Genomic DNA, 24,764 nt, shown 5'->3' with positions numbered 1-24,764 from the left:
CGCGTGCGTCAAAGTGCATTGTCGGCCGCCATCTGCATGAAGCTGTCGTCGAAGCGCAGCGTCACATTCTGCGCATCGCCGAGCGTCTTGCCGCCGGGGAATGCCATGCCGACCGCATCGGCGGAGCGGGCACCCTGACCGAACAGCCCTTGGGAAAAGCTGAAATCGCGGACGCGCCGCATCGTCTCGACAAGCGCGGGCGAACGAGCCGCCGCGACGCCGGCCTGCGGCGTGTCGTAGAGGAATGTCGTGGAAAGCTGTCCTTCGAACACTTGCGGCGTGGTGCCGGCCATCTTGGCCATGGCGGCGCGGGCGGCCTGGCCCTCGGCGTCCTGCTGCTTCATCAAGGCCATCGTCTCGTACCAGATGCCGGCCAGCGCCTTGCCAAGGTTCGGATTGGATTTCAGCGTGGCCGTATCGACCACCAGCAGATCGAGAATCTCGCCCGGAATATCGGACGAGCTGAACACCATATTGGCGCCCGGCGTGTCCTTCATCGTGGCAAGCTGCGGGTTCCAGGCCACGGCAACCTCGATTTCCGGCGCGGTGAAGGCGCCGGCGATATCCGCATCGGCCGTGTTGATCGTGTTGACAGCCGTCATCGGAAGGCCCGCCGTTTCGAGCCCGCGCGCCAGCAGATAATGCGACACCGACAATTCGACGAGATGCACGTCCTTGCCCCGGATCGCGCCGAGCCGGTCATTGCCCTTGAGCAGGATCCCGTCATTCCCGTTCGAATAATCGCCAATGATGACCGCGGTCGTGTCCTTGCCCCCCGCGGCGGGAATGGTGAGCGCGTCCATGTTCGCGACCGTCACCCCGTCGAGCTTGCCGGCGGTGTACTGGTTCACCGATTCCACGTAATCGTTCACCTGCACGAATTCGATGTCGAGGCCGTATTTATCGGCCCATTTGTCGACGATCCCGGCCTGCTGCGCATAAGGCCAGGGCATCCACCCGGCATAGATCGACCAGCCAATGTCGAAATCGGTGCGCGGACCGGACGCCTCGTCCGGGGACGAACACGAGGCCAGCGCGAGAGCGCCGGCAATTGCGGCGATGTTCCCCGCGGTGCGGATACGGTTGATCATGATTCGTCTCCTTTCGCGTTTGCAGCATTGCGCGATCATGGCCTCTTGTCCATGCTAAATATTACTATTGATCATATTAGTAATATCGGTATAGTTTTCGTCATTCGCGGCGCCTTTGCGAAAGGACGGCGCGACGATGTCCGGGGAGGGGGCGTCCGAAAAAGGCATGCGTTCAACGCCGCCTGCGCGGCGGTGCGAAAGGATGACGATGCCCCAGACCGATACGGCACAGCCGATCACGACGACCATCGTGGAATCAACCGCGACACGCGTTTATCCCAACGGCAATCCCGATCTTCCCTATAACCACGCGGCGGTGCGCAACACCGACAGCGCGGTGCCGCGCCCGCCGCGTGCGCCGGTCATGCACGATTACGATTGTGAGGGGCCGGCCCCGGGCCGGATCGCCTTTCGCTGGATTCACGGCTCCAATATCGCCGCGAAAAATCAGGATCCGCGCGTTCATGTCCTGCAATATAACGAGGACAGCTTCATCCTGCGGCAGAATGTCTGCGTGCATTGGGAGGCGCCGTTCACCTATCTACTGTTCGGGAATGCCGGGGCGCTGCTGATCGATACCGGCGCGACGGCGAACGCGGCGCATTATCCGCTGCGAAAGACTGTCGATGCGGTGATCGAACGCTGGGCGCAGGCGCGCGGACGGCGGCGGGTGCCGCTTACGATCGCGCTGACCTCGGGTGAGGATGTCGCGCAGAACCAGGGTCTCAAACAATTTGCCGGACGCGCCGATACGACGGTCGTGCCGCCGCCCTTTGCCGCGATGAAGGGGCATTACGGTCTTGTCGAAAGCTGGCCCGGCGGGTCGGCGGGCATCGACCTTGGCGACCGGGTGATCACCGTGCTGCCGACGCCCGGCGCGCATCGTGACGGGGTCAGCTTCTACGACCCTTATTGTGATTTCCTGTTTACCGGCGACCTCCTCTATCCCGGCAAGATCAATATCGGCAATGACCACGATTTCGTGACCTCGCTCGAACGCCTGTCGGCGTTTGCCGGCATTCATCCGGTCAAATGGGTCATGGGCGGCCATGTCGAGATGATGTTCGTGCCGGGCCGCTATTACCCGCGCTTCGCCACGTTCAAACCGTATGAGCGGGTGTTGCAGATGGAACCGGACCTCATCGACGAGGCGCTGACCTACGCCCGCGCGGTGCAGGGGCGGGACACCATGCTGATCCGCCCCGATTTCGTGCTGATGAACGGGGTCAGCCCGGATCAGCGCACCTCCGACTGGCCCGAGGGCGTGCCGAAAATCAATCCGCCGCACCCGTTCTGAACGCTCCCATCCGAACGAAAGGATCCGCCGATGGATCGTCGCACCTTCCTTGCCTACAACGCCGCGGCGGCCGTGCCGCTCACCCTTGCGGGAACGGCGTATGGCGCGAATGTTTCACATGACGGCCCGCCGGTGGATTTTGCCACCGACGGCCCCGCGCCCGGCCGGTTTCCCGACCGCTGGATCTGCGGATCGTCGTCGGCGATGGACAATACCGACCCGCCGATCCAGGTGCACTGGTACAACGAACACACCGCGATCCTGCGGCAGAACAAGGCCTATAGCTACGAAGCGCCGTTTGCCCCGCTCTATTTCGGGAACGAGAGGGTGCTGCTGCTCGACGAAGGCTACGTACAGCTACGCAACGATTGCGATTATCGCGCGGTCGTCGACGATTGCATCGAACAATGGTGCCGCCGCAATGGCCGCAATCCGGCGGCAATGGAACTGCTCGTCGCGTTCAGCCATCTGCATGCCGACCATTACGCCGCGGTCAATCAGTTCGCCGACCGCCCGAACACGCGATACATGGGCCTCACCCACGAAGAGATGCTGGGCTTCTGGGGCATGACCAATTTCCCGGAGGAGCGGGTGACGCTCGACCTCGGCGGGCGGGACATCCTGATCTGGGGATCGCCCGGGCACGTGATTTCGGAATTCGCCTATTACGACAGCTATACGCAGATCTTGTACACCGGCGACATGTTCTATCGCGGGCGCTGCTACATCAGCTTCTGGCAGCCGTGGTTCGACAGCATGAAACGGCTGATCGATTTTTGCGACACGCATCCGGTTGCGCATGTGATGGGCTGCCATGTCGAGATGAGCGAGACGGGCGAGGATTACCCCTACGGCCTGACCTATCAACCGGATGAGGCGCCGGTGCAGATGACCGTCGCGCAGCTTCGCGAAACCTACGAATATGCCAAGGGGATAACAGAGCCCGGCATCTATTTCACCGGCACCGTCTATCTGTGCAACCAGTCGCGCAGCACGACGACGATCGACCGCTATCCCTATCGCTACGAATGATGCGCCATCGCGCGACCACAGGAGATTGTCCATGAAACGCACCATCGTAACCGCCGCCCTGTTCGCCGCCACCGCGGGCTGCGCAACGACAGATACGACCGGCATGGGCGCGGCGCCCGCCCTGATCGAACGCGAATTGAGCGTACCGGGCTTTGCCGATTTCCTCGCCGTCGATGGCGATACGGTGTGGGTGACGAATGACGGGCGGGTCGAACAATGGTCACGCGAGGAAAAGCTGGCGAGCGTGACCGTGCCGCGTCCGTGCGGGACGATGGCGGTGGCCTCCGGATCGCTCTGGGTCGCGAATTGCCCCGACGCCAATCTCTATCGCATCGACACCGCAACGGCGACGGTGCAGGCGGTCATCGAAACCGGCATCGCCAATCCCAAGGGCGAGACGAATGTCGTCTCCGGCGCAGGGTCCGTATGGGTGCCCAGCGCGGCCAGCGGTGAAATTGCGCGGCTCGAGCCCGAAACAGGCGCGATCGTCGCGCGCATTCCCGTCGCCGCGGGCACGTTCTTTCTCGCCTTTGGCCATGATGCGCTCTGGGCGGTGAGCAGCGATGGCCGCACGCTTCAAGAGATCGACCCCGACACAAATGCGGTCGCGCGCACGGTCGCGCTGGGGCTTCAGCCCGGTTTCCTCGCCGCGGGGGAGGGGGCCGTCTGGGTGCAGGAGCAGGGCGATGGCACGGTCGCACGCATCGACCCCGAAACGCTTGCCATCACCGACCGGGTGAAGGTTGGCGAGACGCTGGCCTATGGTGATATCGATGTGGGCGGGGGGCTGGTCTGGCTGCGCACGACGGAGGATCAGGTGTTTGCCGTCATCGATCCGGACACCATGGAGGTCACCCGCCGCCTCGGCGAACCGGCGGGCAGCGGGGCGATCCGCTATACCCCCGATGGCGTATGGACCAGCGCCCACGACAATCAGACGCTTTCCTGGTGGGAAAGGCCGCGCTGAATATCCGCCGGACACAATACGATTGCCGCCAAGCTTTGCGATAATATCGGATAATACCCGGTTTTCCCGCAGTTTATGTCGCGATGTACCGCACGGGCGTTCGTTACCACATATTTCATAAATTAATACGCTTGACGCATTTCGTAATATCTGTAGCGTATCGAAAGACGCCGCAAGAGCGTCTCACCAAGAGCGAGAGGATCCACCCGGCCGAGCATATGCCCGGCCCGATACGGAGGTTTCTCGTGCACCTGCCCGATCAGAAAAATTCCGCATCCATCGCCCATCCCCGCGCCGCAGGGTTATTCGCGCACGCCGCGCGCTCGCAACCGGGCACCCGGCGGGAAGGCGTGATGCGAACGGTGGTGCGCGTCCTGTTGCATCGGCGCACTGCGGCACGCTGATGACGACCGGCCACCCCGCCATGACGGAACGCGGGGCGGCCTTTTTTCCAAACCGATCATCGACGCGCGATCGCGCGCGGGGTCTCATACCTGACAGGGGGAAAACCATGACCAAACGCCAGACATTCAGATCCACCCTTCTTTCGGCGACCGTGCTTGCCATGGCGGGCCATGCCGCCCACGCCTCGGCGCAGGATGCGAACGCGGGCACGATGATCAACGAACCGGCGGGCGATACCTATGCCGATACGATCGACGGCGCGATCGTCGTGACCGGCACCCGGCGCAGCACGACGATTCAGGACACGCCGATCAACATTTCGGCCATCGATGCGGAGGAGCTTGCCCGCAAGCAGATCGAGGATGTGCGCGACATCGCCGATTTCACGCCGGGCATGACCATTTCGGACACCGGGCCGGGGTCGACGGGTTCGATCGTGCTGCGCGGGTTGAATGCGTCGGGGGTCGACGATTTCGGCGCAGGCTATGACGATTCGCTCGGCATCTACCTCGGCGAAGTGCCCTTGTTCTACGATTTCAAGCTGATCGATATCGACCGTGTCGAAACACTGCTCGGTCCGCAGGGCACATTGTACGGTCTGGGCACGCTGGCGGGGGCGATCCGCTATATTCCCAATCGCCCCGATGTTTCCGGTTTCGAAGGCGAGTTCCATGGCCGCGCCTATGCCAAGAGTCACAGCGATGATTTCGGCTATCAGGCCGATGGCATGGTCAACATTCCGATCGTGCGCGATCATGTCGCGTTCCGGTCGGCGACCGGCTATTACTTCGATCCCGGCTTTATCGATTATCCGCTGCTCGTGCAGGAACCGGGCGTGTCGCTGCCGCAGCCCGACGGGCCCGATGGCGTCACGCAGGAAGGTTTCGCCGAAAACCTGCGCCGCGCCGAGGATCTGAATTTCGAGCGCACCTTCACCACCCGCAATCAGCTTTTGTTTCAGACGACCGAGGATCTGAAACTGATCCTCACCTATGCCTATCAAAAGACGGATACCGATGGCGCGCAGGCGAACAGCTTTGGCGTGCTGGGCACCGGGCGTTATGAAAATGCGAGCCGCTTTATCGAGCCGATCTCGCGCAATGCCCATCTGGCCAGTGCGGGGGTCAATGCGAATATCGGCGATTTCGTCGATATCGTCGCGACCGGCGCCTATACCGAAGTGAATTTCGAAGGGCAGGCCGATGTTACCGACCTGTTGCTCGATCTCGATTATGATTACGAATTGTTTCCCGCCTTTGCCGGATACACCGAATCGATCAATCAGCGGAAGCAGAAGAACGCCGAAATCCGCTTCGTCTCCAGCCACGGCGGCCCGCTCAGCTGGGTGCTCGGCGGGTTCTTCAACGAGAACAAGTATCAAAGCGATTATAACGAACGCGTTCCCAACCATCCCTGGGTCGGGCCGGACAATCCCGATGCGCTCGAATATGTGAGCTACATCACGTCCGAGGTCACGGAAAAGGCGGTTTTCGGCGAGGCGACATTCGAAATCACGCCGGAGTTTCAGGTCACCGCCGGCACGCGATATTTCGATTACGAGTCGGAAATTTCGGGCGCGGCCGCGCTCCCGCTGCTCGGCGATCCGCTGAGCCCTTACGAGTTGCCGGCCAATGGCGGGCAGGCCGGGCAGGACGGCTGGGTCTGGAAATTCAACAGCAGCTACGAATTCACGCCCGATTTTCTGCTCTACGGCACCTATAGCAAGGGCTATCGCATCGGCGGACCGAACCGCGTTGCCCCGTGCCCGGCCGATATTCAGCCCGGTCAGCAGATCATCTGCGCGCTTCCCGACGAACTGCAATACGGGCCGGACACGACGAAGAACCTGGAGCTGGGCGTTCGCACGCAATTGTTCGACCGGATGCTATCGCTCAACTTCAACGTGTTCCAGATCAAGTGGGACGGCATTCAGGTGGATTCCGCCACGCTCTATGGCGCGACCGGCATCACGGTGAACGGCGGCAAGGCCAAATCCGAGGGGTTCGAAGCCTCGTTTCAGCTTCGCCCCGTGCGCGGCCTGTCGATCCAGGGGAATTACTCCTACACCGATGCGCGTCTGACCGAGGATATTCCCGGCATTCTGACCATCCGCGAAACGCCGGGCGATTATTCGAACCGTTTCGTACAGCTTGACGCGATGGACGGGGACCGGCTGCCCGGTTCGGCAAAGAATGCGGGGAGCATCGGCGCCACCTATGTGCAGCCCCTGACGAATGGCGATCTCATCGCGAACTGGACCACGGTGTATCGCGGCGACGTGGTGTCGCGTCTGGGATGGGAGCGGGCCTATGGCGAGCTGATCCCGAGCTATGTCACCCATCGCGCCCGGCTCACCTACGATACCGACAAGTTCAGCATCGGCCTGTTCGCGAACAATATCTTCGACAAATATGCCATCGTGTCGGTCGCGAACGACCGGTCGCGCATCGGCATCAACGACGGCGTTGCGGTGCGCTATTATCGCCAGGTCGTGCTCAATCCCCGGACCGTGGGCATCGAGGGGCGGGTGAAGTTCTGATCCCAATGGGCGGGGCGGCACACCGGGCGCCGCCCCCGTCAGTCAACCGGTCTCGATCCCCTGGTCCTCGAACCAGCGGCGGACCGGTTCCAGGGCATCGGCATGGGTTCGCCATTTGCCCATGCCGTCGCTGTTGATCGGGCGGCGGACCTGTGCCGCGCTGGGCGTCGCCACCGCGGCCTTGTTCTCGTGAAAGGACAGGCACGCCGCATCCCATTCCAGCCCGCAAAATGACAGCAGCCGCCGGGTTTCGCGTTCCTGCGCGGTGACCAATGCCTCATACGACAATTGCAGAACGCGGCATGGAATTACGCGATCCCAAAACCGCATGAGCCGGTCGAACCGCGCGTAATAGCGCGCCGTCGCCATCAGGTCGTAGGAATAGGCATAGTAGGGTGAGCGGCTGGCGAACAGGTTTTTGAAATTGCTCCACACCGTGTCCATCGGATTGCGGCGCAGGCACACGATCGGCGCGTCGGGAAAACTGCGCGCGATATGGCCGATATACAGGAAATTGGCAGGCAGCTTGTCGACGAAGCGCGCGGTTTCGTCGATCCGGTGGTGCTGCGCCTGCGCGAGGTAGCGGCTGGCGAGTTGCGCGGGGTCTATATCCCGGCTCGCGCGGATGGTGTCGGGGTCGATGATGACGCGCGACGTCGTCTGGCTCAACCGTTTCACGGCGAGGGGCATCGCCTGTAACTCCCCGGCGGAAACGACGTCCGGATGGGAGGACAGGATCCGGTCGACCAGCGTCGTGCCGGTGCGCGGCATGCCCACGACGAAGATCGGCGCACGTTTTCCCATCGGCGGGCCCATCGGCGCCGCAATGCCATCGCCGCCGCCATCGGCAAAGCAATGTTCGATCGCGTCGAAGATCGCGGCGTCTTGCGCAAAATCATAGCGCAGATTGCGCGCGTGCCGGGCATTGGCATCGGCGAGATGGCGGAAGGCCTCCGCCTCGCCGAGGTCTTCCAACTCCTTCGCCAGGGCATAGCGTATGCGCAGGGCATCGTCTTTGCCACGCGCCGCATCCAATGCGGTCTTCAATCGCGCGACATGATTGTCGCCGCGCGTCTGCCGCGACAATATGGCGAGCGCGTAATGCGCGCGTCCATTGCCCGGATCGAGTTTGAGCACGTGTTCGTAATGGACGCGCGCCGCCTCGACCGCGCCTGTGAAGCCAAGGGCCGCGGCCAGATTATAGCGATAGTCGAGATTGCCGGGTTCGGCTTCGACCGCGGCGGTAAAAGGCGCGATGGCGCGGGCGTGATCGCCGAGCCTGACCAGCACGCAGCCGATCGTGTCGAAGGTGCGCGCATCGCCCGGGCCAAGATCGAGCGCGCGCCGGGCCATGGCTGCCGCGTCGCCATCGCGGCGCATCAGGATGAGAAGGCGGGCAAGCTGCGCGCAATGTTCGGGATCGTCGCCCCGCGCGACGGCGGATTCAAGCAGCGGCACCGCCTTTGCAATTCCGCCTGCTTCCGCAGCGGCGATACCGAGCAGGAAATAACCGTCCGCATCGTCCGGCCTGTCGGCGATCAACGCATTCGCGGCACGCGACGCCGCCGCGAGATCGCCGCGCGCAAGCGCATCGCGCGCCTCCAACGCGAGCGTCACGAGGCGCACCGACCGTGCGTATCGCCGGTAAAATCATTGCCGCGCACCGGGATCACGCGCCCCGATACGCAGCAGGGGATCAATCGCGCAGTGCCAGAACGGTCGGCGTCGGGCGGGCCGCCATGCGCTGCTCGATCTGGTCGCGAATTTCCTGCTTTACCGCGATACGGCATTCCCGCGCCTGTGCGTGAAGCTTCAGATGCACACGGTCCAGCCCCTCTCCGCAAACGGCATTGGCGGCCGCGTCCATGCGGATCGCGAGGCTGCGCTGTCCCTCGACCGTCGACAGGTTGATCCCGTCGAGCTGCAAGGTCGCACTTTCCTGAACGAACGGATCGGCCATTGCCGTCGATGCGGTACCGGCCAGCGTGCACGCGGCCATGACCATAAGGGCCTTTTTCATCAAACTCTCCTGCGAATATCAAAACGCCGCTCTCCGGCGGATGGCAGGAATATAGGATGCCGCGTTGCCGATGGCAACAGCCAGCGAACGTTTCCGAAACGCGGACGGCATGGCTATCGTGCGCGAACCCTTATCGTGTCGAGGTCCGTCGTGTCGCCGAGCACGCCTATGGGAAGGTCCACGATGGCGACATCCTTCGCACTGCGGTCCGGGGCGTGGAGCGATACCGCGATGGTGCGTGCCGGCCCATCCGACCATTCGCGCAATGTGTCGAGCGACAGGCGCAGTTTCCATCCCTTGCCGCCTTCGACGAAAACCGGGCGTCCGTTCACCTTCACGATGGCCGCCGGATCGTCGCGGCGTCCCGATACCATGAGACAGCTCGCCTCGCCGCACCGGACGAGGCGCGTCACCGGATCGCCATCGCCGAAAGCCTGCGTCGGCGCGGCGCCGGCCGCGATCACCGCGAGCATTGCGGCGGCAACGCGGCCGCGCCGGGGCGCGATGCGGGGGACAGGGCGTGACCGGATGCGATCCATGAAGAAACCTCCTTCCGCCGGCCTTATCGGGCCGCAGCGGCGATTGAATCTCTCCCACGCGCTTGTCGTTCTTATGGGATATAGTCTACCTGTATTACCGCACGCGTCAATGGTATTATTCGAATGGTGATCGGAGCGGGTTTCGCGCGTTAACGGATGACGCCGGTCTGATAATCGCGGATCGCCTGCGATATCTCCTCACGCGTGTTCATCACGAAGGGGCCGTGTGCGACGACCGGCTCGCCGATCGGATCGGCATGGCCGTACAGGATGAGGCATCCGTCATCGCTTTCCACCTCGATCGTGTCCCCCTCGCTCAACCGGGCGAGGGTATGTTCGGGAACGCTCTCGCCGCCCACCGCCGCCGCGCCGCGCACGGTATAAAACAACACGTTACGTCCGGCAGGCGCGGGGAAAGTAGCGCGTGTGCCCGGTTCCATCTCCACCGTGCCGAGCACCACCCCGGTCAGCGATTGCACCGGCGCGCCGTCCGGTCCCGACACCGGCCGCCAGCGTACCCCCGGCGCCATCGCGATGTTGGGGATATCGGCCGCGTCCGCGCCGATGTAACCCGGCTCCGTCATCTTCAGCCGGGAGGGGAGGTTGACCCATAATTGCAGGATTTCGACCGGTCCGCCCTCCTTCTTGAAACGTTCGGGCGAAAGCTCGGCATGGACGAGACCGCGCCCCGCCGTCATCCATTGCATGCCGCCCGCCTTCACAATGCTTTCCCCGCTCGCGCTGTCGGCATGGGCGAGGCTTCCGGCAATGATGAAGGTCACCGTCTCGAACCCGCGGTGGGGATGGGGGCCGAAGGGCAGGCCATTGCTGTTCGGCGGGTAGGTTTGCGGGCCGTGGTGATTCAGAAACAGGAACGGATCGACCTGCGGCAGGTCCGGAGCGGGCACCGGGCGGCGCGTGACGAGATCGCCGATATCGTCCCGCATCGCCGGGTGGAGCGAGAGCAGCCGGCGCGCGGTCATCCGTGCCTCGTTACGAAAGGGAGTGGGAAAAGATCGTTGCGCGTCATGGTGTGATCTCGGCTGTCTGCGATTGTTTTAAAGGGGACGCCCGATCTGGTCGCTCGCGCATGGTTTTCCAAGGTGGCGGGCGAAGAAAAGGCCACGAACCGCTTGCCCGCACGTGCTCGCGCCGCCATCGTTGGAAAGAGGGGAGAAGGCATAATCGCAAACGACCATATCCTGGCCATCGATCAGGGCACGACATCTACCCGCAGCATCGTGTTCGACGCACGCGGCCATGCGGTCGCCTCGGCGCAGGTGGACCATATTCAGCATTACCCCGGCCGCGACAGGGTCGAGCACGATGCGATGGAAATCTGGAAAAACGTGCTCGACACCGCGCGTCAGGCGATTGCGGCAAGCGGACTCGGCGCACAGGATATCGCCGCGATCGGCATCGCCAATCAGCGCGAGACGAGCGTGGTGTGGGACCGCGATACGGGCGAGCCGATCCACAACGCCATCGTGTGGCAGGACCGCCGCAGCGCGCAAGCCTGCGCCAAACTGGTCGAGGACGGGCACGGCGCGGAGGTGACGACGCGAACGGGCCTGCTCATCCACCCCTATTTCAGCGCGACGAAAATCGCGTGGATCCTCGACCAGGTGCCCGGTGCGCGGGACCGGGCCGAGCGCGGCGCCCTGTGCGCAGGCACGATGGACAGTTTCATGCTGTGGCACCTGACCGGCGGGCGGGTGCACATGACCGACATCACCAATGCATCGCGCACCATGCTGTTCGACATTCATCGCCAATGCTGGGACGCGCGGTTGTGTGCGCTGTTCCGCATACCGATGGCGATATTGCCGGAGGTTCACGACAACGACCATGCGTTCGGCAGGACCGCGCCCGGCCTGTTCGAACGCCCAATCCCCATCACCGGCATGGCGGGGGATCAGCAGGCCGCGCTCATCGGGCAGACCTGTTTCGAGGTGGGTTCGGTCAAGGCGACCTACGGTACCGGCTGCTTCATGTTGCTGCATACAGGTGATAGGCCGGTGACGTCGGGCAATCGCCTGCTGACGACGCCTGCCTATCGTATCAAGGGTCGCACGGCCTATGCGATCGAGGGGTCCATCTTCGCGGCGGGGGCGGCGGTGAAATGGCTCCGCGACGGGGTGGGGCTTATCGAACGGGCCGGCGATACGCAGGCGCTCGCACAAAGCGTGCCCGACACCCACGGGGTCTATATGGTTCCGGCGTTTGCGGGGCTGGGCGCGCCGCATTGGGACGCAGGCGCGCGCGGCGCGATCTATGGGCTGACGCTCGACACGCGGGCCGCACATCTCGCCCGCGCCTCGCTGGAGGCCGTGGCGTATCAGACGCTCGATCTCATCACCGCCATGCGCGACGATGGCGGTGCGATGCCGCGCGTGCTGCGCATCGACGGGGGCATGGCGGCGAACGACTGGCTGTGTCAGTTCATCGCCGACGTTGCCGACGTGCCCGTCGACCGGCCGGACGATCTGGAAACGACGGCGCTCGGCGCCGCGTTTCTGGCCGGATTGGGTGCGGGGCTATGGCCTGATCTTGACTCGCTCGCCAAACTGCGGCGCCGCGAACGCGCGTTTCAACCGAACATGAAGCCCGATATGCGCGCGGCCCGCATCGATGGCTGGCACGATGCGGTGACGCGCACGCGGTCGCGACAGGCCGGGGCATAGCAAAAGGGCGCGCGGGCCGACTGGCTCCGCGCGCCCGCGACGCGAGGGTCAGGGGCCTTCGCGCCGCACGACGGACGCGTTCAGAACGCGTCGGCCTCCATCGCCATCATGGAATCCTTGCCGCTCTTGATGGCAAGGAACTTCGCTGTCACCTCCGGCAGGACGCGGTCCATGAAGAAGCGCGCGCTATGAAGCTTGTTCTTGTAGAATTCCGCATCCCCTGTTCCCTCGGCGAGACGCTCGGTCGCGATCTTCGCCGATTTTAGGAAGCAGTAGCCCATGCCGACAAGACCCAGCATCCGGAGGTAGTCGGTCGCCGCTGCGCCCGCTTCCTCCGGATCCTTCATGCCCTTTTGCGCAATGGTGCCGGTGGTAAGCTGCAAGGCGCCGAACGCCTGTTGCATGCCGCCGACCATCCCGGCGAGACGCTTGTCATCCGTCCCGGCCATATCCTCCAGAAGGTTGGACACCGCATGGAAGAACGGGCGCAGATTGCGGCCCATCCGGTCCGGCATCTTGCGCCCGACGAGATCGAGCGCCTGAATCCCGTTGGTACCTTCGTAGATCTGCGCAATGCGGGCATCGCGCACGAATTGCTCCACGCCCGATTCCACGATGTAACCATGCCCGCCATAGGTCTGAATGCCCATGTTGGCCGCATCAAAGGCAAGGTCGGTGAAAAGAGCCTTCACCACCGGCGTCATCAGCGCGACGAAATCGGTGGCACGGGCCTTTACCTCCGGATCGTCGGCATGTTCGCTCGCGTCGAGCGCACGCGACGTCCACTGGCCCAGCGCCCGGCACCCTTCGGCATAGACGCGCATCGTCATCAACATGCGGCGCACGTCGGGGTGCACGATGATGGGATCGGCGGCCTGATCGGGGTTCTTCGCACCCGAAAGGCTACGGCCCTGAATGCGGTCCTTCGCGTAATCGACCGCGGACTGATACGCGATTTCATTGATGCCGAGCCCCTGGATACCGACCGAGAGCCGTTCCTGGTTCATCATGGTGAACATCGCGGCCAGCCCCTTGTTCGGCTTGCCCACGAGCCAGCCTTTCGACCCGTCGAAATTCAGCTGACAGGTGGCGGAGGCCTTGAGGCCCATCTTGTGCTCGATCGCGGAGACCGACACGCCATTGGACGGGCCGATGCGGTTTTCCTCATCGACCTGATACTTCGGCACGAGGAACAGGCTGATGCCTTTCACGCCCTTGGGCGCGTCGGGCAGGCGGGCCAGCACGAGATGGATGATATTGTCGGTCAGGTCATGATCGCCGGAGGAGATGAAGATCTTCGCCCCGGTGACGTTGTAGCTGCCGTCCTCGTTCGGTTCCGCCTTGGTGCGCAGCATGCCGAGATCGGTGCCGCAATGCGATTCCGTCAGACACATCGTGCCCGACCATTCCCCGCTCACCATCTTGGGCAGATATTTCTGCTTCAGCGTGTCGGAGCCGTGCGCCTCCAGAGCGGTGGTCGCGCCGTGGGTCAGGCCGGGATACAGGCTGAACGACAGGTTGGTCGCGCAGATCATCTCCTCGACCAGCTTGTTGATCCGTTCGGGAAGGCCCTGTCCGCCCCATTCGGGATCGGAGGCAAGCGCCGCCCATCCGCCTTCCACGAACTGGTCATAGGCGTCCTTGAACCCCTTTGGCGTGCGGACCACCCCGTTTTCGAGCGTACAGCCTTCGTGGTCGCCGCTGGCGTTGAGGGGGAGGAGGATGTTGCGCGTCGTCTTGGCCGCCTCGTCAAGGATGGCGTTCAGCAGGTCGTCGTCGAAATCGGCATGTTTGGCGATCCCGCCGAAACCGTCGTCGGTGAACAATTCGTGCAACACGAAACGCATGTCGCGAAGGGGTGCTTCATAAGTCTGCATGATCGTTTCCTCAGTTGCGCAGGGGCTTGCCGGTTTCGAGCATATGCTCGACCCGGGCCTGCGTGCGGGGGTCGCGCACGCATTCCATGAATGCCTCGCGCTCCAGCTTGAGCAGCTGGTCTTCGCTGACCTCGTCCTGCATGTCGGTATCCCCCCCGGTCAGCACATGGGCGAGCCGTTTGGCCACGACCGTATCGTAATCGGTCGCGACGCCTTTCTTGTGAAAATCACTGACGGCGAGATCCACCGCCGCGCGGCCCGTATCGCCCGGCAGGCGATAGACCGGCTTTTCCGGCGGGGTGTAGCCATCGACCAGCGACAGCGCCTTCGCCTTCGCATCGGCGAGCAGCCGGTCCCTGTTCATCGTGATGCCGTCGTCGGGGCGCAGGAACGCCATTTCCTTTGCCTGCGCTGCCGATTTGGCCACCTGCGCGGTGGAGATGGTTTCGAACGCCTTGGACAGGGCGGGCATCGGCCCTTTCGGCATTTTCGGGCTGTTCATCAGGCGGGAGAGATATTCGCCATTGCCGCCCCATCCGGGGACCAGCCCGACGCCGCATTCGACAAGCCCGGTATAGGTTTCGGCATGCGCCTGCACCGCGTCGGAATGCATCAAAATCTCGCATCCACCGCCAAGCGCCAGCCCGGCCGGCGCCGATACCACGGGGAAGGGCGCGTATTTCAGCGCCTTGTACGCATCCTGCCCCGCGCGGATCAGCTTTTCGATCTCGCTCCACGCCGCGATATTCACCGCGAACATGGCGAGGCCGAGATTGGCGCCGGCGGAAAAATTGCTACCCTCGTTATAGATGACGAGTGCCTTGCGCCCATCGCGGACCATGCCGATGGCCTTGCCGATCATCTTCATGACCTGCTCGTCCAGCGCATTCATCTTCGCCGTGAATTCGAGTGCGAGGACACCGTCGCCAATGTCCCAGATCGCCGCCGAACCGTTCTTCGCCAATGGTTTTGCGGCACGCTTGATGTCTTCGAGCAGGAGCACGCCTTCGGGCCGGACGATGTCGCGATATTCGCCCCCGGCCGTCAGATATTGGCGCTTGCCATCCTCGATCCTGTAGAACGGACGGTCGCCCGCCGCGTCGAGGATTTCGGGCACGTCGCGCCCTTCTGCGCGCAGGCGTTTTGCCAGATAGCCGGGGCCAAGCCGATCGATCAGCTCGAACGGTCCATGCTCCCAATTGTAGCCGAGCTTCATCGCATCGTCGATTCCGACGATATTGTCCGCGGCCTCACCCACCAGCATCGCGGCATAGGACAGCACATTGCCCAGCAGTTCCCACGCATAGCGACCGATCTTCCCGTCGAGCGAGACGAGCGCGGTCAGATCCTTTTGCGCATGTTTGGGCACGCTGGCGGGGCGGGCGGCGCGATATTCGCCGCTTTCGAGATCGATGGCGTATTTTTCGCGCCCGCCGCCGGTCGCCTGCTTCAGCGTGTAGAAACCGCCCTTGCCCTTGCGGCCGGTAAATCCGTCGGCGATCATCTTCTCGATCAGCGGCATGTCGCGCACCGTGTCGAAATAGGGGTCGCCCTTGGGCAATGTGCTCGACAGGCTTTGCGACAACAGCGGCATCAGATCGATACCGATGAGGTCGAGCAGGCCGAAAATGCCGGTCTTGGGCACGCCCATCGGCTTGCCGCCGATGGCGTCGGCTTCCTCCACCGTGATTCCCTGATCCATCGCGGCATTCACGGCGAGTGCGAGCCAGTAGGTGCCAATGCGATTGGCGATGAAACCGGGTGTGTCCTTTGCCGCAACGACGGTCTTGCCCATCTTGCGGTCGAGGAAATCGGACACCTTGTCGATGATCGCCGCATCGGTCGCCGTGCCGCGCACCACTTCGACGAGGCGCATGTAGCGCGGCGGATTGAAGAAATGGGTGATGAGGAAATCGCGGCGGAATTGTTCATCCATGCCGTCGACCAGATTTTCCAGCGGAATGGTCGAGGTGTTGGACGACACCGCGGTCCCCGCCTTCTTCACCTTCGCGATTTTGCCATAGAGGTTCTGCTTGATGTCGAGCCGTTCGACAATCGCCTCCACCACCCAGTCGCATTCGGCGATACGGTCGAGGTGATCGTCGATATTGCCCGTCTCGACCAGCTTTGCCGCCGATTTGGTCATGAAGGGGGCGGGGTCGGCCTTCAGCATCTTTGCCACCGCACCATCGGCAATCGCGTTGCGATTGGCCTCGCCGTCCTTCACGATGTCGAGCAGCAGCACCGGCACGCCCGCATTGGCAACTTGCGCCGCGATCCCCGCACCCATGGTGCCCGCGCCGATGACACAGACCTTTTTGATATGTTCAGCCATCATGCACGCTCCAGCACGGTCGCGATGCCCTGACCGCCGCCGATGCATTGGGTGGCGAGCGCGTAGCGGCCCCCTTCGCGCTTCAGCAATTGCGCCGCCTTGCCGGTGATGCGCGCCCCCGTCGCGCCGAGCGGATGGCCAAGGGCGATCGCCCCGCCGTCGATATTGATCGTCTCTTCCTTCAGCCCCAGCTCACGGATGCAGGCAATCGCCTGGCTGGCGAAGGCCTCGTTCAATTCCACCACGTCGAGGTCGTCCGCGGTGATGCCGGCGCGCTCCATCGCCTTTTTCGAGGCGTTGATCGGGCCGAGACCCATCGTCTCCGGCTCGCAGCCCGAGATCGCGACCGACTTGATCGTGGCGAGAATGTCGAGTCCGTTCGCCACGGCAAATTCACGGCTGCACACCAGCGTCGCCGATGCACCGTCGGTGAGCGGGGAGGAGGTGCCAGCGGTGACCGTACCATCCTTGTCGAATGCGGGCTTCAGACCGGACAGAGCCTCCTTCGTCGTGCCGCCACGGATCGTGCCGTCCTTGGATACGGCGCCCTGCTTGCCCTCGATCGCGATGATCTCGCCGTCGAACTTTCCGGATTCCTGTGCGGCGGCGGCCTTCTGCTGGCTCTTCACCGCGAATTCCTCCTGCTCGTCGCGGGTGATGCCGAACTTTTCCGCGACGTTCTCCGCCGTTTCGCCCATGCCCATGTAGGCACCGGCGGTCTTCTTCGCGAGCGCGGGATTGGGGGAGGGGTTGAACCCGCTCATCGGCACGCGGCTCATGGATTCGAGGCCGGCACAGATATAGGCATCGCCCGCGCCGATCGCGATCTGCCCCATGGCGATGTGGATCGCGCTCATCGACGAGCCGCAGAAGCGGTTCACCGTCATGCCGCCCACCGAAATGGGAAGATCGGCCAGCAGCACGACCATGCGAGCCACGTTCAATCCCTGCTCCCCTTCGGGAAAGGCGCAGCCCAGGATCACGTCCTCGATCCTGCTCGCGTCCACGCCGGTCTTTTCGATCAGGCCGCGAATCGTCTGTGCGGCTAGGTCGTCGGGGCGTACGCGGGCCAGATCGCCCTTGTTCGCAAGGTGGAAGGGGGACCGGGCATATCCGGCGATGACGATATCAGTCATTGCGTTTCCTCTCTTTGATCCGAACCTGTGGCGCACGGGGTGCGGGCGGTCTCTGCGCTTGCTAACCAATGCGTCGTATGCTTACCCTATAGGTAAGCCATGAGGGCAGGATTTTTCAACCCCCCACTTTTGCGGGAGAATAGCCATCGTAAAACACGCCTTCCCAAACGGCTCGCGACCCTGCAACAAGGCAACGGACGGGATCGGACGCGGGTTCCGGCATGCGGGAGAGGGGAACGAAAGCTTGGCCGACACCAATCCACTGCGCGGCATTCAGGATGTCGCCGACAGTCTGGGCGTGACGACGCGCACGCTGCGCTTTTACGAGGACAAGGGGCTGGTGCAGCCGGTCCGCGTCGGCGGCACGCGCGTGTATGCCCGCCGCGATGTCGCGCGCCTGCAACTGATCCTGCGGGGCAAGCGGCTGGGTTTCTCGCTTCGCGAGATCGAGGAATTTCTCGACCTCTACGACGCCGATCCGCAACATCTGGAACAGATGCGCCGGCTCTCTGAACGCTGCGCCGAAAGGATCGAGGAACTCGAGGCGCAGCGTGTCGCACTCGATCAGACGCTGCGCGAACTGAAGGAAATGGAGAAGCAGGCTCGCGCCCGCATTTCCGAGGGGCAGTGACGCACGCAGGTCACGTCGCCCGCCGTCCATGCTTCGTATCGGTGGGGCGGCCCATCACCAACTCGCTCTCCAGATAGGTCACGAGCGCAGCGTAATAATCGTTGAGGAAAACGGTGTCGTCCTCGCCATCATCGGGGATGTCCGCCTTGACCCGGATGGTCGCGGCGACCCGCGAAATGCTGTCCTGCCGCCCCTGCCTCAGCACTTTTTCAAGCGTCTGCAATTCGTAGATGCCGTAAAGCCGGAGCGCGCGCTCATCGAACCGGCGCCGGGGGCGGGCGTCCTCCGTCGCGGCGAGATCGGGCAATAGCCGGGCCTGTGGCACATGCACCACCCATGTCCCGGCAAGCAGGTCCCCGATACGCATCCGGTCGCGATTGAGCAGCGGGAAGAAGAGGAAAAGCCCGCTCCACGCAAGGCCGAGCAGGCCGATCAATGCGTCGAGATCGCTCGTCGCGGCCTCGATCGCCAGAAATTGCAGGGGGAGGAAAACCTCGATCTCGCGCATGGCATTGCGCACGACCACCGCCCCGCCGGTGAGCCGGGCCCCGTCGCGCGCCACCACGCGAAGCTTCATGAGCCGTTTGCCGGGCGTCGCGCCGCGACCCCCGCTCTCGAAACCGATGAACCAGAAATTGCGGAGCACGAAGAACCCGATCATCCAGATGATCGCCGCCGCATTGCCGCCGCCACCCGACAACACGGCCGAGGCAAAGATCGTCAATGCGATCAGCGCCCCCACGATGATCGCGGCATCGATGGCAAAGGCGATCGCACGCTCCGACCCGCCCGCCAGCCGCAGGTGGAGGTTCACCCCCTCCGGCGTGACGAAATCGCGGGTAAGCGTGCGTTCGCGCTGGGGGCGGGGTGCGCTCATCGCCGTTCGGCGTCCCCGCGCCGCCCGAGGTAGAAATATCCCGTCCAGAGCAGCAGCATCCCCGCCGCGATGGCGTAGCGTGCGCCATCTGCGGTCACGAGCTGCCGCCCGATCCCCTCGAGCGCGCCGGCCACGATGAGCATGATGACCACCCCGCCCATCACCGGGCCCGCGGTACGTCCCGCCGCAACCGCCGCGTCCATCCGCCGCATTCCGCCGGGAAAGGCGATTGCGCGCCCGATGCGGAACCCCGCCGCCCCGGCGAGCAGGATCGCGAACAATTCGGTCGTGCCATGGATCATCAGCCATCCGGTCAGCTCGAACACGAGCCCGGCCTCCGCATAAATGGCATAGAATGCGCCAAGTATCATCCCGTTATAGAGTAATAACAGCGCCGTCGGCGCGCCAAAGGCAAAGCCGAGCGCGAAACAGAACAGCGCCACCTGTGCGTTATGGGTGAGAAGATAGGCGGCAAACACGCTCAACCCGTCCTGTTGCGTGGCGTAGAGTGCGGCACGCAGCACCTCGGCCGAGGCGCCGGGATCGCGCCCGCCGGCAAGCCCTTCGGGGATGAGCGCGTAGAACCATGCCGGATCGATCGTCACCATCACGAGACCGATGACTACGCCCATCACGCTCAGCACCAATGCGGCGAGCGTTTCGGGGACGATCGCGCGCACCGCACGTGGCCAGCCCGCCGCGAAAAACCGGCGCAGTTGCGCGCGGCCCGTGTCCGGCACGCCATAGACATGGAAATAGGCCCGCGTGCACAGCTGTTCGAGAAAGGCGATGAGCGCCGCATCGAGCGCCGTTTCGCGCGCAATCGACAGCGAGGACAGCGCCGTGCGGTAAAGCACCGGAAGCGCCATCAGCTCTTCGTCCGACAGGCTGCGGATCGAGCGTTTCTCGATCCGGTGGAGCAGCGCATCGAGCCGCGTCCACTCCGCCTCGCGCGCTTGGCGGAAAAGCGTGGAATGCGCGCGCGCGGATAGAGGGGCGGGGGCTGGCGCGGTGACGGGCGGGTTCACAACCGGTTCTCCCGCTTCATGACGAGATACGCCTCGACCAGCCGTTCGCCGACATCCTCGTGCCCGGCCTCGACGACTTCGACGCCGAGCTGGCGCAATTGCGTGAGCACCAGAAGCCTTTCGCGCAGCAGCGCATCGGCCGTGACCGCCCGCGCAATATCGTCCGCCGTATCGGGCCGCGCGCTTGCCATGCTCCCCAGCTCCTCGTCGCGCAGCACCACGACCATCAACACATGCCTGCGCATGATCTGTGCGGCGGAGCGCAGCAGGAACCCGGCCGATATGGCATCGGTAACCTCCGTCATCAGCACGATAAGCGAACGGCGGTGCACCTGCCCCGAGAGTTCGGACAGCGCCAGCGTGTAATTGGTCTCCTGTGCCGAATAGTCGATGCGCGCGGCGACCTGCTGCAACTGTGCAAAGGCGGACGGGCCACCTGCAAAACCGCTCGTCACCCGGGGCCGCGCGTCGAAGGCGAAGAACGCGACCCGGTCGCCCAGCCGAAGCGCGAGCCAGGCATTCAGCAGCGCCGCAGAAACCGCCCGGTCGATCCGCGGCATACCGGCGATCGGGTCGGTCATCTGCCGCCCCGCGTCGATGGCAAAGACGATCTGATTGTTTCGTTCGGTGCGATATTCGCGGGCATGCAGGGCGCGGTGCCGGGCGGAGTGTTTCCAGTCGATCGCGCGCCGGTCCATGCCGGGCCGGAATTCGACGAGGCTGTCGAAATCGGAGCCTTCGCCGCGCAGCATTTGTGTGACCATGCCATTATGTTGAATCCGGTCGAACATGCGCGGCCCGTCGCGCCGGACGGTTTCGATATCGGGCAGGACGGCGGTTTCGCCATCGGCGTCGTGTACCATCTGTTTCCAGCACAGCCCCATCGGCCCGGTCCAGCGCAGCCACACCCGCCGCCCTGTGATCAATCCGCGCCTCCGGAGACGCAGGGCGATCGCCGCGCTCGCCTCGCCGCCCGAGGGGATGAGTGCGCGCGCTACGCCTTCGACCGCCTCCGCATGCGGGGCAAGGCCGAGCGATAGTTCGATCATGTCGGGCGCCTTGCCGGCGAAACGCAATGTGACCACCGTGTCGAAAACATGCCCCACCGATACGGTTTCGGGCATGGCGATTGCGATGGACAGTGCCCGCCGCGACGGCGCCATGATCGCATCCACCGCTACCAGGGCCGCAACCGTCAACGGCCACAAAATGCCCGCCGCCCATGCCGAAGGCCACAGCATCGCGATGCCGAGCGCCAGCGGAAGCCCCGCCGCCGCCGCAATCAAGGCGCGCCGGGTGGGGTAGATCAACGCGGCGCCTCGATCGCTTCGATGATCGAACGCACGACATCCTCGACCGCGCGCCCCTCGATCTGTGCAGAGGGCGAGAGTTGCAGCCGGTGCCGCAGCAATGCGGGGGCAAGCGCCTTCACATCGTCGGGAATGACGAAATCGCGCCCGTCGATCGCCGCATGCGCGCGCGCCGCCCCGGCCAGCATCGCGCCCGCACGCGGCGACGCCCCACCGTCGAGATCGGCGGAATCGCGCGATCCGCGGATCAGCCGCGCGATATAATCGACGATCTCTTCCGCCATACGCACCTCGCGCACCGCGGCGATGGCGGCGCCGATGCCATCCCCGTTCGCGACGCGTTCGACGTCCCATGCCTCGGGCGACATGTTCGCATCGCGTGCTCCATGCCCGGCGATGATGCGCAATTCCTCATCGTAATCGGGGTAGCCGACGACCTGTTTGAACAGGAAACGGTCGTTCTGCGCCTCAGGCAGGGGGTATACGCCCTGCTGCTCGATCGGGTTCTGCGTCGCGATCACGGTAAAGCGTGGGCCGAGGTCCATCGTTTCGCCATCGATGGTGACGTGCCGTTCCTGCATCGCCTCCAGCAGGGCGGCCTGCGTCTTGGGCGGGGTGCGGTTGATCTCGTCGGCGAGCAGGAGATCGGTAAAGATCGGGCCGCGTGTCAGGGTAAAGCTGCTCGTCTGGAAATTGAACAGATTGGCGCCGATGATATCCGCCGGCATCAGATCGGGCGTGAACTGTATGCGTCCGAAATCCATCCCGCTGGCCCGTGCAAAGCTGTGGGCGAGCAGGGTCTTGGCCGTGCCGGGCGGCCCTTCGAGCAGGATGTGCCCACGCGAAAACAGCGCGATCAGCATCAGCCGGACCGTTTCGTCCTGACCGACGACGGCCTTGCCGACCTCGGCCCTTATCGCGCCGGCCAGTGCCTGCAATTCGTCAATGGTCAAGACGTCTTCTCCCGTTTCCAGTCATCGAGGGCGCGTGCCGCGGAGAGCAGCTCCGTATCGTTGTCCGCCGCCGCGGCGCGCGCGGCAAGGGCGGTGAAATCGTTCCGGCGGTTCATCCGGTCAAGCCGTGCGTCGAGCGTGTCGCCCCGAATATGCGCGGGTATGGCGAACATGCGCCGCGCCTGTAACCGGATCGCATCGGCATAGCGCATGCCAAGCCGATGCGTGCGCCCCGCCTTGCGCATCATGGCCGCGCTGCTGTCGGCAAGCGCCGCCTTCCCGAAAGGCAGCGCGCGGGCACGTGCCACAGGCTCGCCAAACGGGGCGAGGGCGCGCAAGCCGACCATCGCCATCAGCACGAAAAGGCAAAGCGTCATGGCCAGCAGCGGCGGTTCGAACAGCAGGCGCAGGGGGCTCGCGGTTACGGCAAAACCGTTGCGCGTGACATCGAACATGATGCGCCCGGTCGCATCCTGCCGCCCTTTCGAACCATCGGCCTGCAAGATATCGAGGAGGGCGAGAGCGGCGCGCGCATTGGCCGCGTCGCGCATGCCGATATTGTTGATGAGATCGGGGTCGGACAGGACGAAGAGATGCCCGATCCGGCCCAGCACGATCCCGCCGCGCCCATCGGTGATAAGCGGTTCGAACACCCGGTCGCGCGCATCGCGCCGTGCACGCGGGCGTTCCCCATCCTCATCGGCATCGTCATCGCTGGCGAAACGGTCGTTCACCAGCACTTGAAGCATGGGGGGCGCATCGAACCGGATGTCTTGCGAAAGACCCGCTACCGCCAGCGTTTCGCCATTCGTGACGCGCCGCTCGATGTCGTAGCGTATCGCCGGGAAGAGGACGGTTTCCGGATCCCTGGCGTTGAGCGGCCCGGGCGTGCTGGCCCAGCCGCCACGTTCGTCCAGGGGTTCGACTTGCCATTTGGGAAACACGACGAGCGTGGGCCGACCGCGGTTCGTGCTTTCACCAAGAGAGGTATAGCCGCTTTCGGGGGTAAGGATGAGCAGCCCGTCGCCATCCCATTGCCGGTCATTGCGGACCAGTACCGGCGCCCGCCCCGTCGCCTCTGCCAGCCGGAACAGGCCGCGAAATCCCACCGCGCTATTGGACAGCGCATTGGCCCGGCCATTGTCCAGCCCGCGCCGTTCGGGCGCATAGGCCGCAAAGACCATCAACAGCAAAAAGCCCAGCACCCCCGCCGCGATGAGCAGAACGACGGCGCCCCGGCGAAACGGGCTTCGAGGCTCGGCCTGGCCGATGGCGATGTCGCTCATCGCGCGGCATCCTCGGGAAGGGCGAATGCGGCATAGGCGTCCCGCGCATGACCCCAGTCCGCCGGGGACAGCGCGCGCCCGCCGAACAGGCTGCGTTCGACGAGTGCGGCAATCTGCGCAAATGCGCCGCGCGCCGAGGGGGGAAGCGCGGGCGCCCCGGCGAGATCGCGGCTCGTCGAGGATGGTGACACCGCGCCGGGTCGCCACCGCGCAATATCCTCCACGCTGCGCAGGAGAAGCCGGTGCACCGCCTCGCCATAACGGCCCTCGGCGGCAAGGATATCCGCCTCTTTCAGCCAGGCGCGTGCCGGCTCCTGCGCCGGGGTCCAGCCTTCGTCATCCCCATTTTCCGCATTGCGCCGCGCGCGCTTTGGCCAATTCCATGCCCCTGAACGAATGCGCACCACCACGATCCAGACGGCGAGGATCGCAAGCGCCGCGAGCAACACCACGAGCAGGACCCGCGCATAGGACGCATCCGGAACCCACGACAACAGCCACATGATTGCGTTGCCGATCGATTCCAGACCGTCGGCGATGGCGCGCCCTACCGCGCGAAGCCACTCGGGTGTCACAGGCGGCTCGGTCGAAGGGCCGAACGCGAATTGCACCTCGCCGCCATTCACGAGTTCGCGATGCGCCTCCCGAAACGTCGCCTCGTCCACGGACGGGTCGGGCGCCCTTGATGCTGATGCCATGAAAAACGCGCCCCGATGGTCTGTGGTCCGGCCCATACACCTCGCCATCGGCGCAGAGT

Annotated in this window: 20 protein-coding genes; 6 read left to right on the top strand and 14 right to left on the bottom strand. The window is 64.2% G+C overall.

Translation table 11 applies throughout. The features are described 5' to 3' along the window. Positions 1 to 8 precede the first annotated feature (8 nt). The gene (locus K4G67_RS06155; protein WP_239805506.1) at positions 9 to 1,091 is read right to left on the bottom strand and encodes a putative urea ABC transporter substrate-binding protein; all 1,083 of its coding nucleotides are present in this window, start codon (positions 1,089 to 1,091) and stop codon (positions 9 to 11) included. 208 nt (positions 1,092 to 1,299) lie between these two features. Here K4G67_RS06155 and K4G67_RS06150 point away from each other — a divergent pair, with 208 nt between their 5' ends. The 4 genes from K4G67_RS06150 to K4G67_RS06135 all read left to right on the top strand — a co-directional run bounded on the left by K4G67_RS06150 (position 1,300) and on the right by K4G67_RS06135 (position 7,331). Beyond that, a complete protein-coding gene (locus K4G67_RS06150) occupies positions 1,300 to 2,388 on the top strand; it encodes an MBL fold metallo-hydrolase (RefSeq protein WP_239805505.1) in 1,089 nt (362 codons plus the stop codon). A gap of 30 nt (positions 2,389 to 2,418) precedes the next feature. After that, positions 2,419 to 3,420 carry an MBL fold metallo-hydrolase gene (locus K4G67_RS06145; protein ID WP_239805504.1) on the top strand — a complete coding sequence of 334 codons (1,002 nt, stop codon included), beginning with the start codon at positions 2,419 to 2,421 and terminating at the stop codon, positions 3,418 to 3,420. 31 nt (positions 3,421 to 3,451) lie between these two features. Beyond that, positions 3,452 to 4,387 (top strand): Vgb family protein, encoded by a 936-nt coding sequence (locus tag K4G67_RS06140; protein ID WP_239805503.1) that lies wholly within the window; start codon positions 3,452 to 3,454, stop codon positions 4,385 to 4,387. 511 nt (positions 4,388 to 4,898) lie between these two features. Next, on the top strand, positions 4,899 to 7,331 hold the full coding sequence (locus tag K4G67_RS06135) for a TonB-dependent receptor (RefSeq protein WP_239805502.1): 2,433 nt from the start codon (positions 4,899 to 4,901) through the stop codon (positions 7,329 to 7,331). Positions 7,332 to 7,373: 42 nt separating this feature from the next. Here the strand turns inward: K4G67_RS06135 and K4G67_RS06130 are convergent, their stop codons facing one another. The 4 genes from K4G67_RS06130 to K4G67_RS06115 all read right to left on the bottom strand — a co-directional run bounded on the left by K4G67_RS06130 (position 7,374) and on the right by K4G67_RS06115 (position 10,873). Further along, entirely contained in the window at positions 7,374 to 8,948 is a 1,575-nt protein-coding gene (locus tag K4G67_RS06130) for a tetratricopeptide repeat-containing sulfotransferase family protein (protein ID WP_239805501.1), read from the bottom strand. A 79-nt stretch (positions 8,949 to 9,027) separates the two neighbouring features. Further along, on the bottom strand, positions 9,028 to 9,351 hold the full coding sequence (locus tag K4G67_RS06125; protein ID WP_239805500.1) for a UrcA family protein: 324 nt from the start codon (positions 9,349 to 9,351) through the stop codon (positions 9,028 to 9,030). 113 nt (positions 9,352 to 9,464) lie between these two features. Next, positions 9,465 to 9,890: a hypothetical protein gene (locus K4G67_RS06120; protein ID WP_239805499.1), complete on the bottom strand. Its 426-nt coding sequence runs from the start codon at positions 9,888 to 9,890 to the stop codon at positions 9,465 to 9,467. A 149-nt stretch (positions 9,891 to 10,039) separates the two neighbouring features. Next, positions 10,040 to 10,873 carry a pirin family protein gene (locus K4G67_RS06115; protein ID WP_239805498.1) on the bottom strand — a complete coding sequence of 278 codons (834 nt, stop codon included), beginning with the start codon at positions 10,871 to 10,873 and terminating at the stop codon, positions 10,040 to 10,042. A gap of 198 nt (positions 10,874 to 11,071) precedes the next feature. Between K4G67_RS06115 and glpK the strand changes: the two genes are divergently transcribed. Next, entirely contained in the window at positions 11,072 to 12,574 is a 1,503-nt protein-coding gene (glpK, locus tag K4G67_RS06110) for a glycerol kinase GlpK (RefSeq protein ID WP_420830005.1), read from the top strand. A gap of 80 nt (positions 12,575 to 12,654) precedes the next feature. Here glpK and K4G67_RS06105 read toward each other — a convergent pair whose 3' ends face one another. Genes K4G67_RS06105 through K4G67_RS06095 form a run of 3 tightly spaced genes read right to left on the bottom strand, consistent with a single transcriptional unit; the run spans position 12,655 to position 17,922 of the window. After that, positions 12,655 to 14,451, bottom strand: a complete 1,797-nt coding sequence (locus K4G67_RS06105; protein WP_239805497.1) for an acyl-CoA dehydrogenase C-terminal domain-containing protein — start codon at positions 14,449 to 14,451, stop codon at positions 12,655 to 12,657. Between the two features lie 10 nt (positions 14,452 to 14,461). After that, positions 14,462 to 16,786, bottom strand: coding sequence for a 3-hydroxyacyl-CoA dehydrogenase/enoyl-CoA hydratase family protein (locus K4G67_RS06100; protein ID WP_239805694.1), 2,325 nt, complete (start codon positions 16,784 to 16,786; stop codon positions 14,462 to 14,464). Next, positions 16,786 to 17,922, bottom strand: a complete 1,137-nt coding sequence (locus tag K4G67_RS06095; RefSeq protein WP_239805496.1) for a thiolase family protein — start codon at positions 17,920 to 17,922, stop codon at positions 16,786 to 16,788. Before K4G67_RS06095 ends, K4G67_RS06100 begins: the two co-directional genes overlap by 1 nt. Positions 17,923 to 18,166: 244 nt before the next feature. Here K4G67_RS06095 and K4G67_RS06090 point away from each other — a divergent pair, with 244 nt between their 5' ends. Next, on the top strand, positions 18,167 to 18,553 hold the full coding sequence (locus K4G67_RS06090; protein ID WP_239805495.1) for a MerR family transcriptional regulator: 387 nt from the start codon (positions 18,167 to 18,169) through the stop codon (positions 18,551 to 18,553). Between the two features lie 10 nt (positions 18,554 to 18,563). On the opposite strand, the gene K4G67_RS06085 is transcribed toward K4G67_RS06090, so the two are convergent. From K4G67_RS06085 to K4G67_RS06060, 6 genes are read right to left on the bottom strand one after another with little or no spacing between them, the layout of a single operon-like run. Next, complete coding sequence (locus K4G67_RS06085; RefSeq protein ID WP_239805494.1) at positions 18,564 to 19,430, bottom strand: RDD family protein; 867 nt, start codon at positions 19,428 to 19,430, stop codon at positions 18,564 to 18,566. Further along, complete coding sequence (locus tag K4G67_RS06080; protein ID WP_239805493.1) at positions 19,427 to 20,458, bottom strand: stage II sporulation protein M; 1,032 nt, start codon at positions 20,456 to 20,458, stop codon at positions 19,427 to 19,429. Before K4G67_RS06080 ends, K4G67_RS06085 begins: the two co-directional genes overlap by 4 nt. Then, positions 20,455 to 21,768 (bottom strand): DUF58 domain-containing protein, encoded by a 1,314-nt coding sequence (locus tag K4G67_RS06075; protein WP_239805492.1) that lies wholly within the window; start codon positions 21,766 to 21,768, stop codon positions 20,455 to 20,457. The genes K4G67_RS06080 and K4G67_RS06075 overlap by 4 nt, the downstream gene beginning before the upstream one ends. Continuing rightward, a complete protein-coding gene (locus K4G67_RS06070; protein ID WP_239805491.1) occupies positions 21,765 to 22,721 on the bottom strand; it encodes an AAA family ATPase in 957 nt (318 codons plus the stop codon). The genes K4G67_RS06075 and K4G67_RS06070 overlap by 4 nt, the downstream gene beginning before the upstream one ends. Continuing rightward, entirely contained in the window at positions 22,718 to 24,007 is a 1,290-nt protein-coding gene (locus tag K4G67_RS06065) for a hypothetical protein (protein WP_239805490.1), read from the bottom strand. Before K4G67_RS06065 ends, K4G67_RS06070 begins: the two co-directional genes overlap by 4 nt. After that, positions 24,004 to 24,705 (bottom strand): DUF4129 domain-containing protein, encoded by a 702-nt coding sequence (locus K4G67_RS06060; RefSeq protein ID WP_239805489.1) that lies wholly within the window; start codon positions 24,703 to 24,705, stop codon positions 24,004 to 24,006. The genes K4G67_RS06065 and K4G67_RS06060 overlap by 4 nt, the downstream gene beginning before the upstream one ends. Positions 24,706 to 24,764 lie beyond the last annotated feature (59 nt).

The sequence above is a fragment of the Croceicoccus hydrothermalis genome, from assembly GCF_022378335.1.
Classification (GTDB): Bacteria; Pseudomonadota; Alphaproteobacteria; order Sphingomonadales; family Sphingomonadaceae; genus Croceicoccus; species Croceicoccus hydrothermalis.
The sequence above is the reverse complement of the archived record's forward strand: the minus strand, read 5'-3'. Positions and strand labels throughout refer to the sequence as shown.

What these genes read in the sequence shown, in the direction of transcription:
- K4G67_RS06155 (WP_239805506.1), bottom strand. Translation starts at nt 1,091, where the DNA reads ATGATCAACCGTATCCGCACCGCGGGGAACATCGCCGCAATTGCCGGC.
- K4G67_RS06150 (WP_239805505.1), top strand. Translation starts at nt 1,300, where the DNA reads ATGCCCCAGACCGATACGGCACAGCCGATCACGACGACCATCGTGGAA.
- K4G67_RS06145 (WP_239805504.1), top strand. Translation starts at nt 2,419, where the DNA reads ATGGATCGTCGCACCTTCCTTGCCTACAACGCCGCGGCGGCCGTGCCG.
- K4G67_RS06140 (WP_239805503.1), top strand. Translation starts at nt 3,452, where the DNA reads ATGAAACGCACCATCGTAACCGCCGCCCTGTTCGCCGCCACCGCGGGC.
- K4G67_RS06135 (WP_239805502.1), top strand. Translation starts at nt 4,899, where the DNA reads ATGACCAAACGCCAGACATTCAGATCCACCCTTCTTTCGGCGACCGTG.
- K4G67_RS06125 (WP_239805500.1), bottom strand. Translation starts at nt 9,351, where the DNA reads ATGAAAAAGGCCCTTATGGTCATGGCCGCGTGCACGCTGGCCGGTACC.
- K4G67_RS06120 (WP_239805499.1), bottom strand. Translation starts at nt 9,890, where the DNA reads ATGGATCGCATCCGGTCACGCCCTGTCCCCCGCATCGCGCCCCGGCGC.
- K4G67_RS06115 (WP_239805498.1), bottom strand. Translation starts at nt 10,873, where the DNA reads ATGACCGCGCGCCGGCTGCTCTCGCTCCACCCGGCGATGCGGGACGAT.
- K4G67_RS06105 (WP_239805497.1), bottom strand. Translation starts at nt 14,451, where the DNA reads ATGCAGACTTATGAAGCACCCCTTCGCGACATGCGTTTCGTGTTGCAC.
- K4G67_RS06100 (WP_239805694.1), bottom strand. Translation starts at nt 16,786, where the DNA reads ATGGCTGAACATATCAAAAAGGTCTGTGTCATCGGCGCGGGCACCATG.
- K4G67_RS06095 (WP_239805496.1), bottom strand. Translation starts at nt 17,922, where the DNA reads ATGACTGATATCGTCATCGCCGGATATGCCCGGTCCCCCTTCCACCTT.
- K4G67_RS06085 (WP_239805494.1), bottom strand. Translation starts at nt 19,430, where the DNA reads ATGAGCGCACCCCGCCCCCAGCGCGAACGCACGCTTACCCGCGATTTC.
- K4G67_RS06065 (WP_239805490.1), bottom strand. Translation starts at nt 24,007, where the DNA reads ATGAGCGACATCGCCATCGGCCAGGCCGAGCCTCGAAGCCCGTTTCGC.
- K4G67_RS06060 (WP_239805489.1), bottom strand. Translation starts at nt 24,705, where the DNA reads ATGGCATCAGCATCAAGGGCGCCCGACCCGTCCGTGGACGAGGCGACG.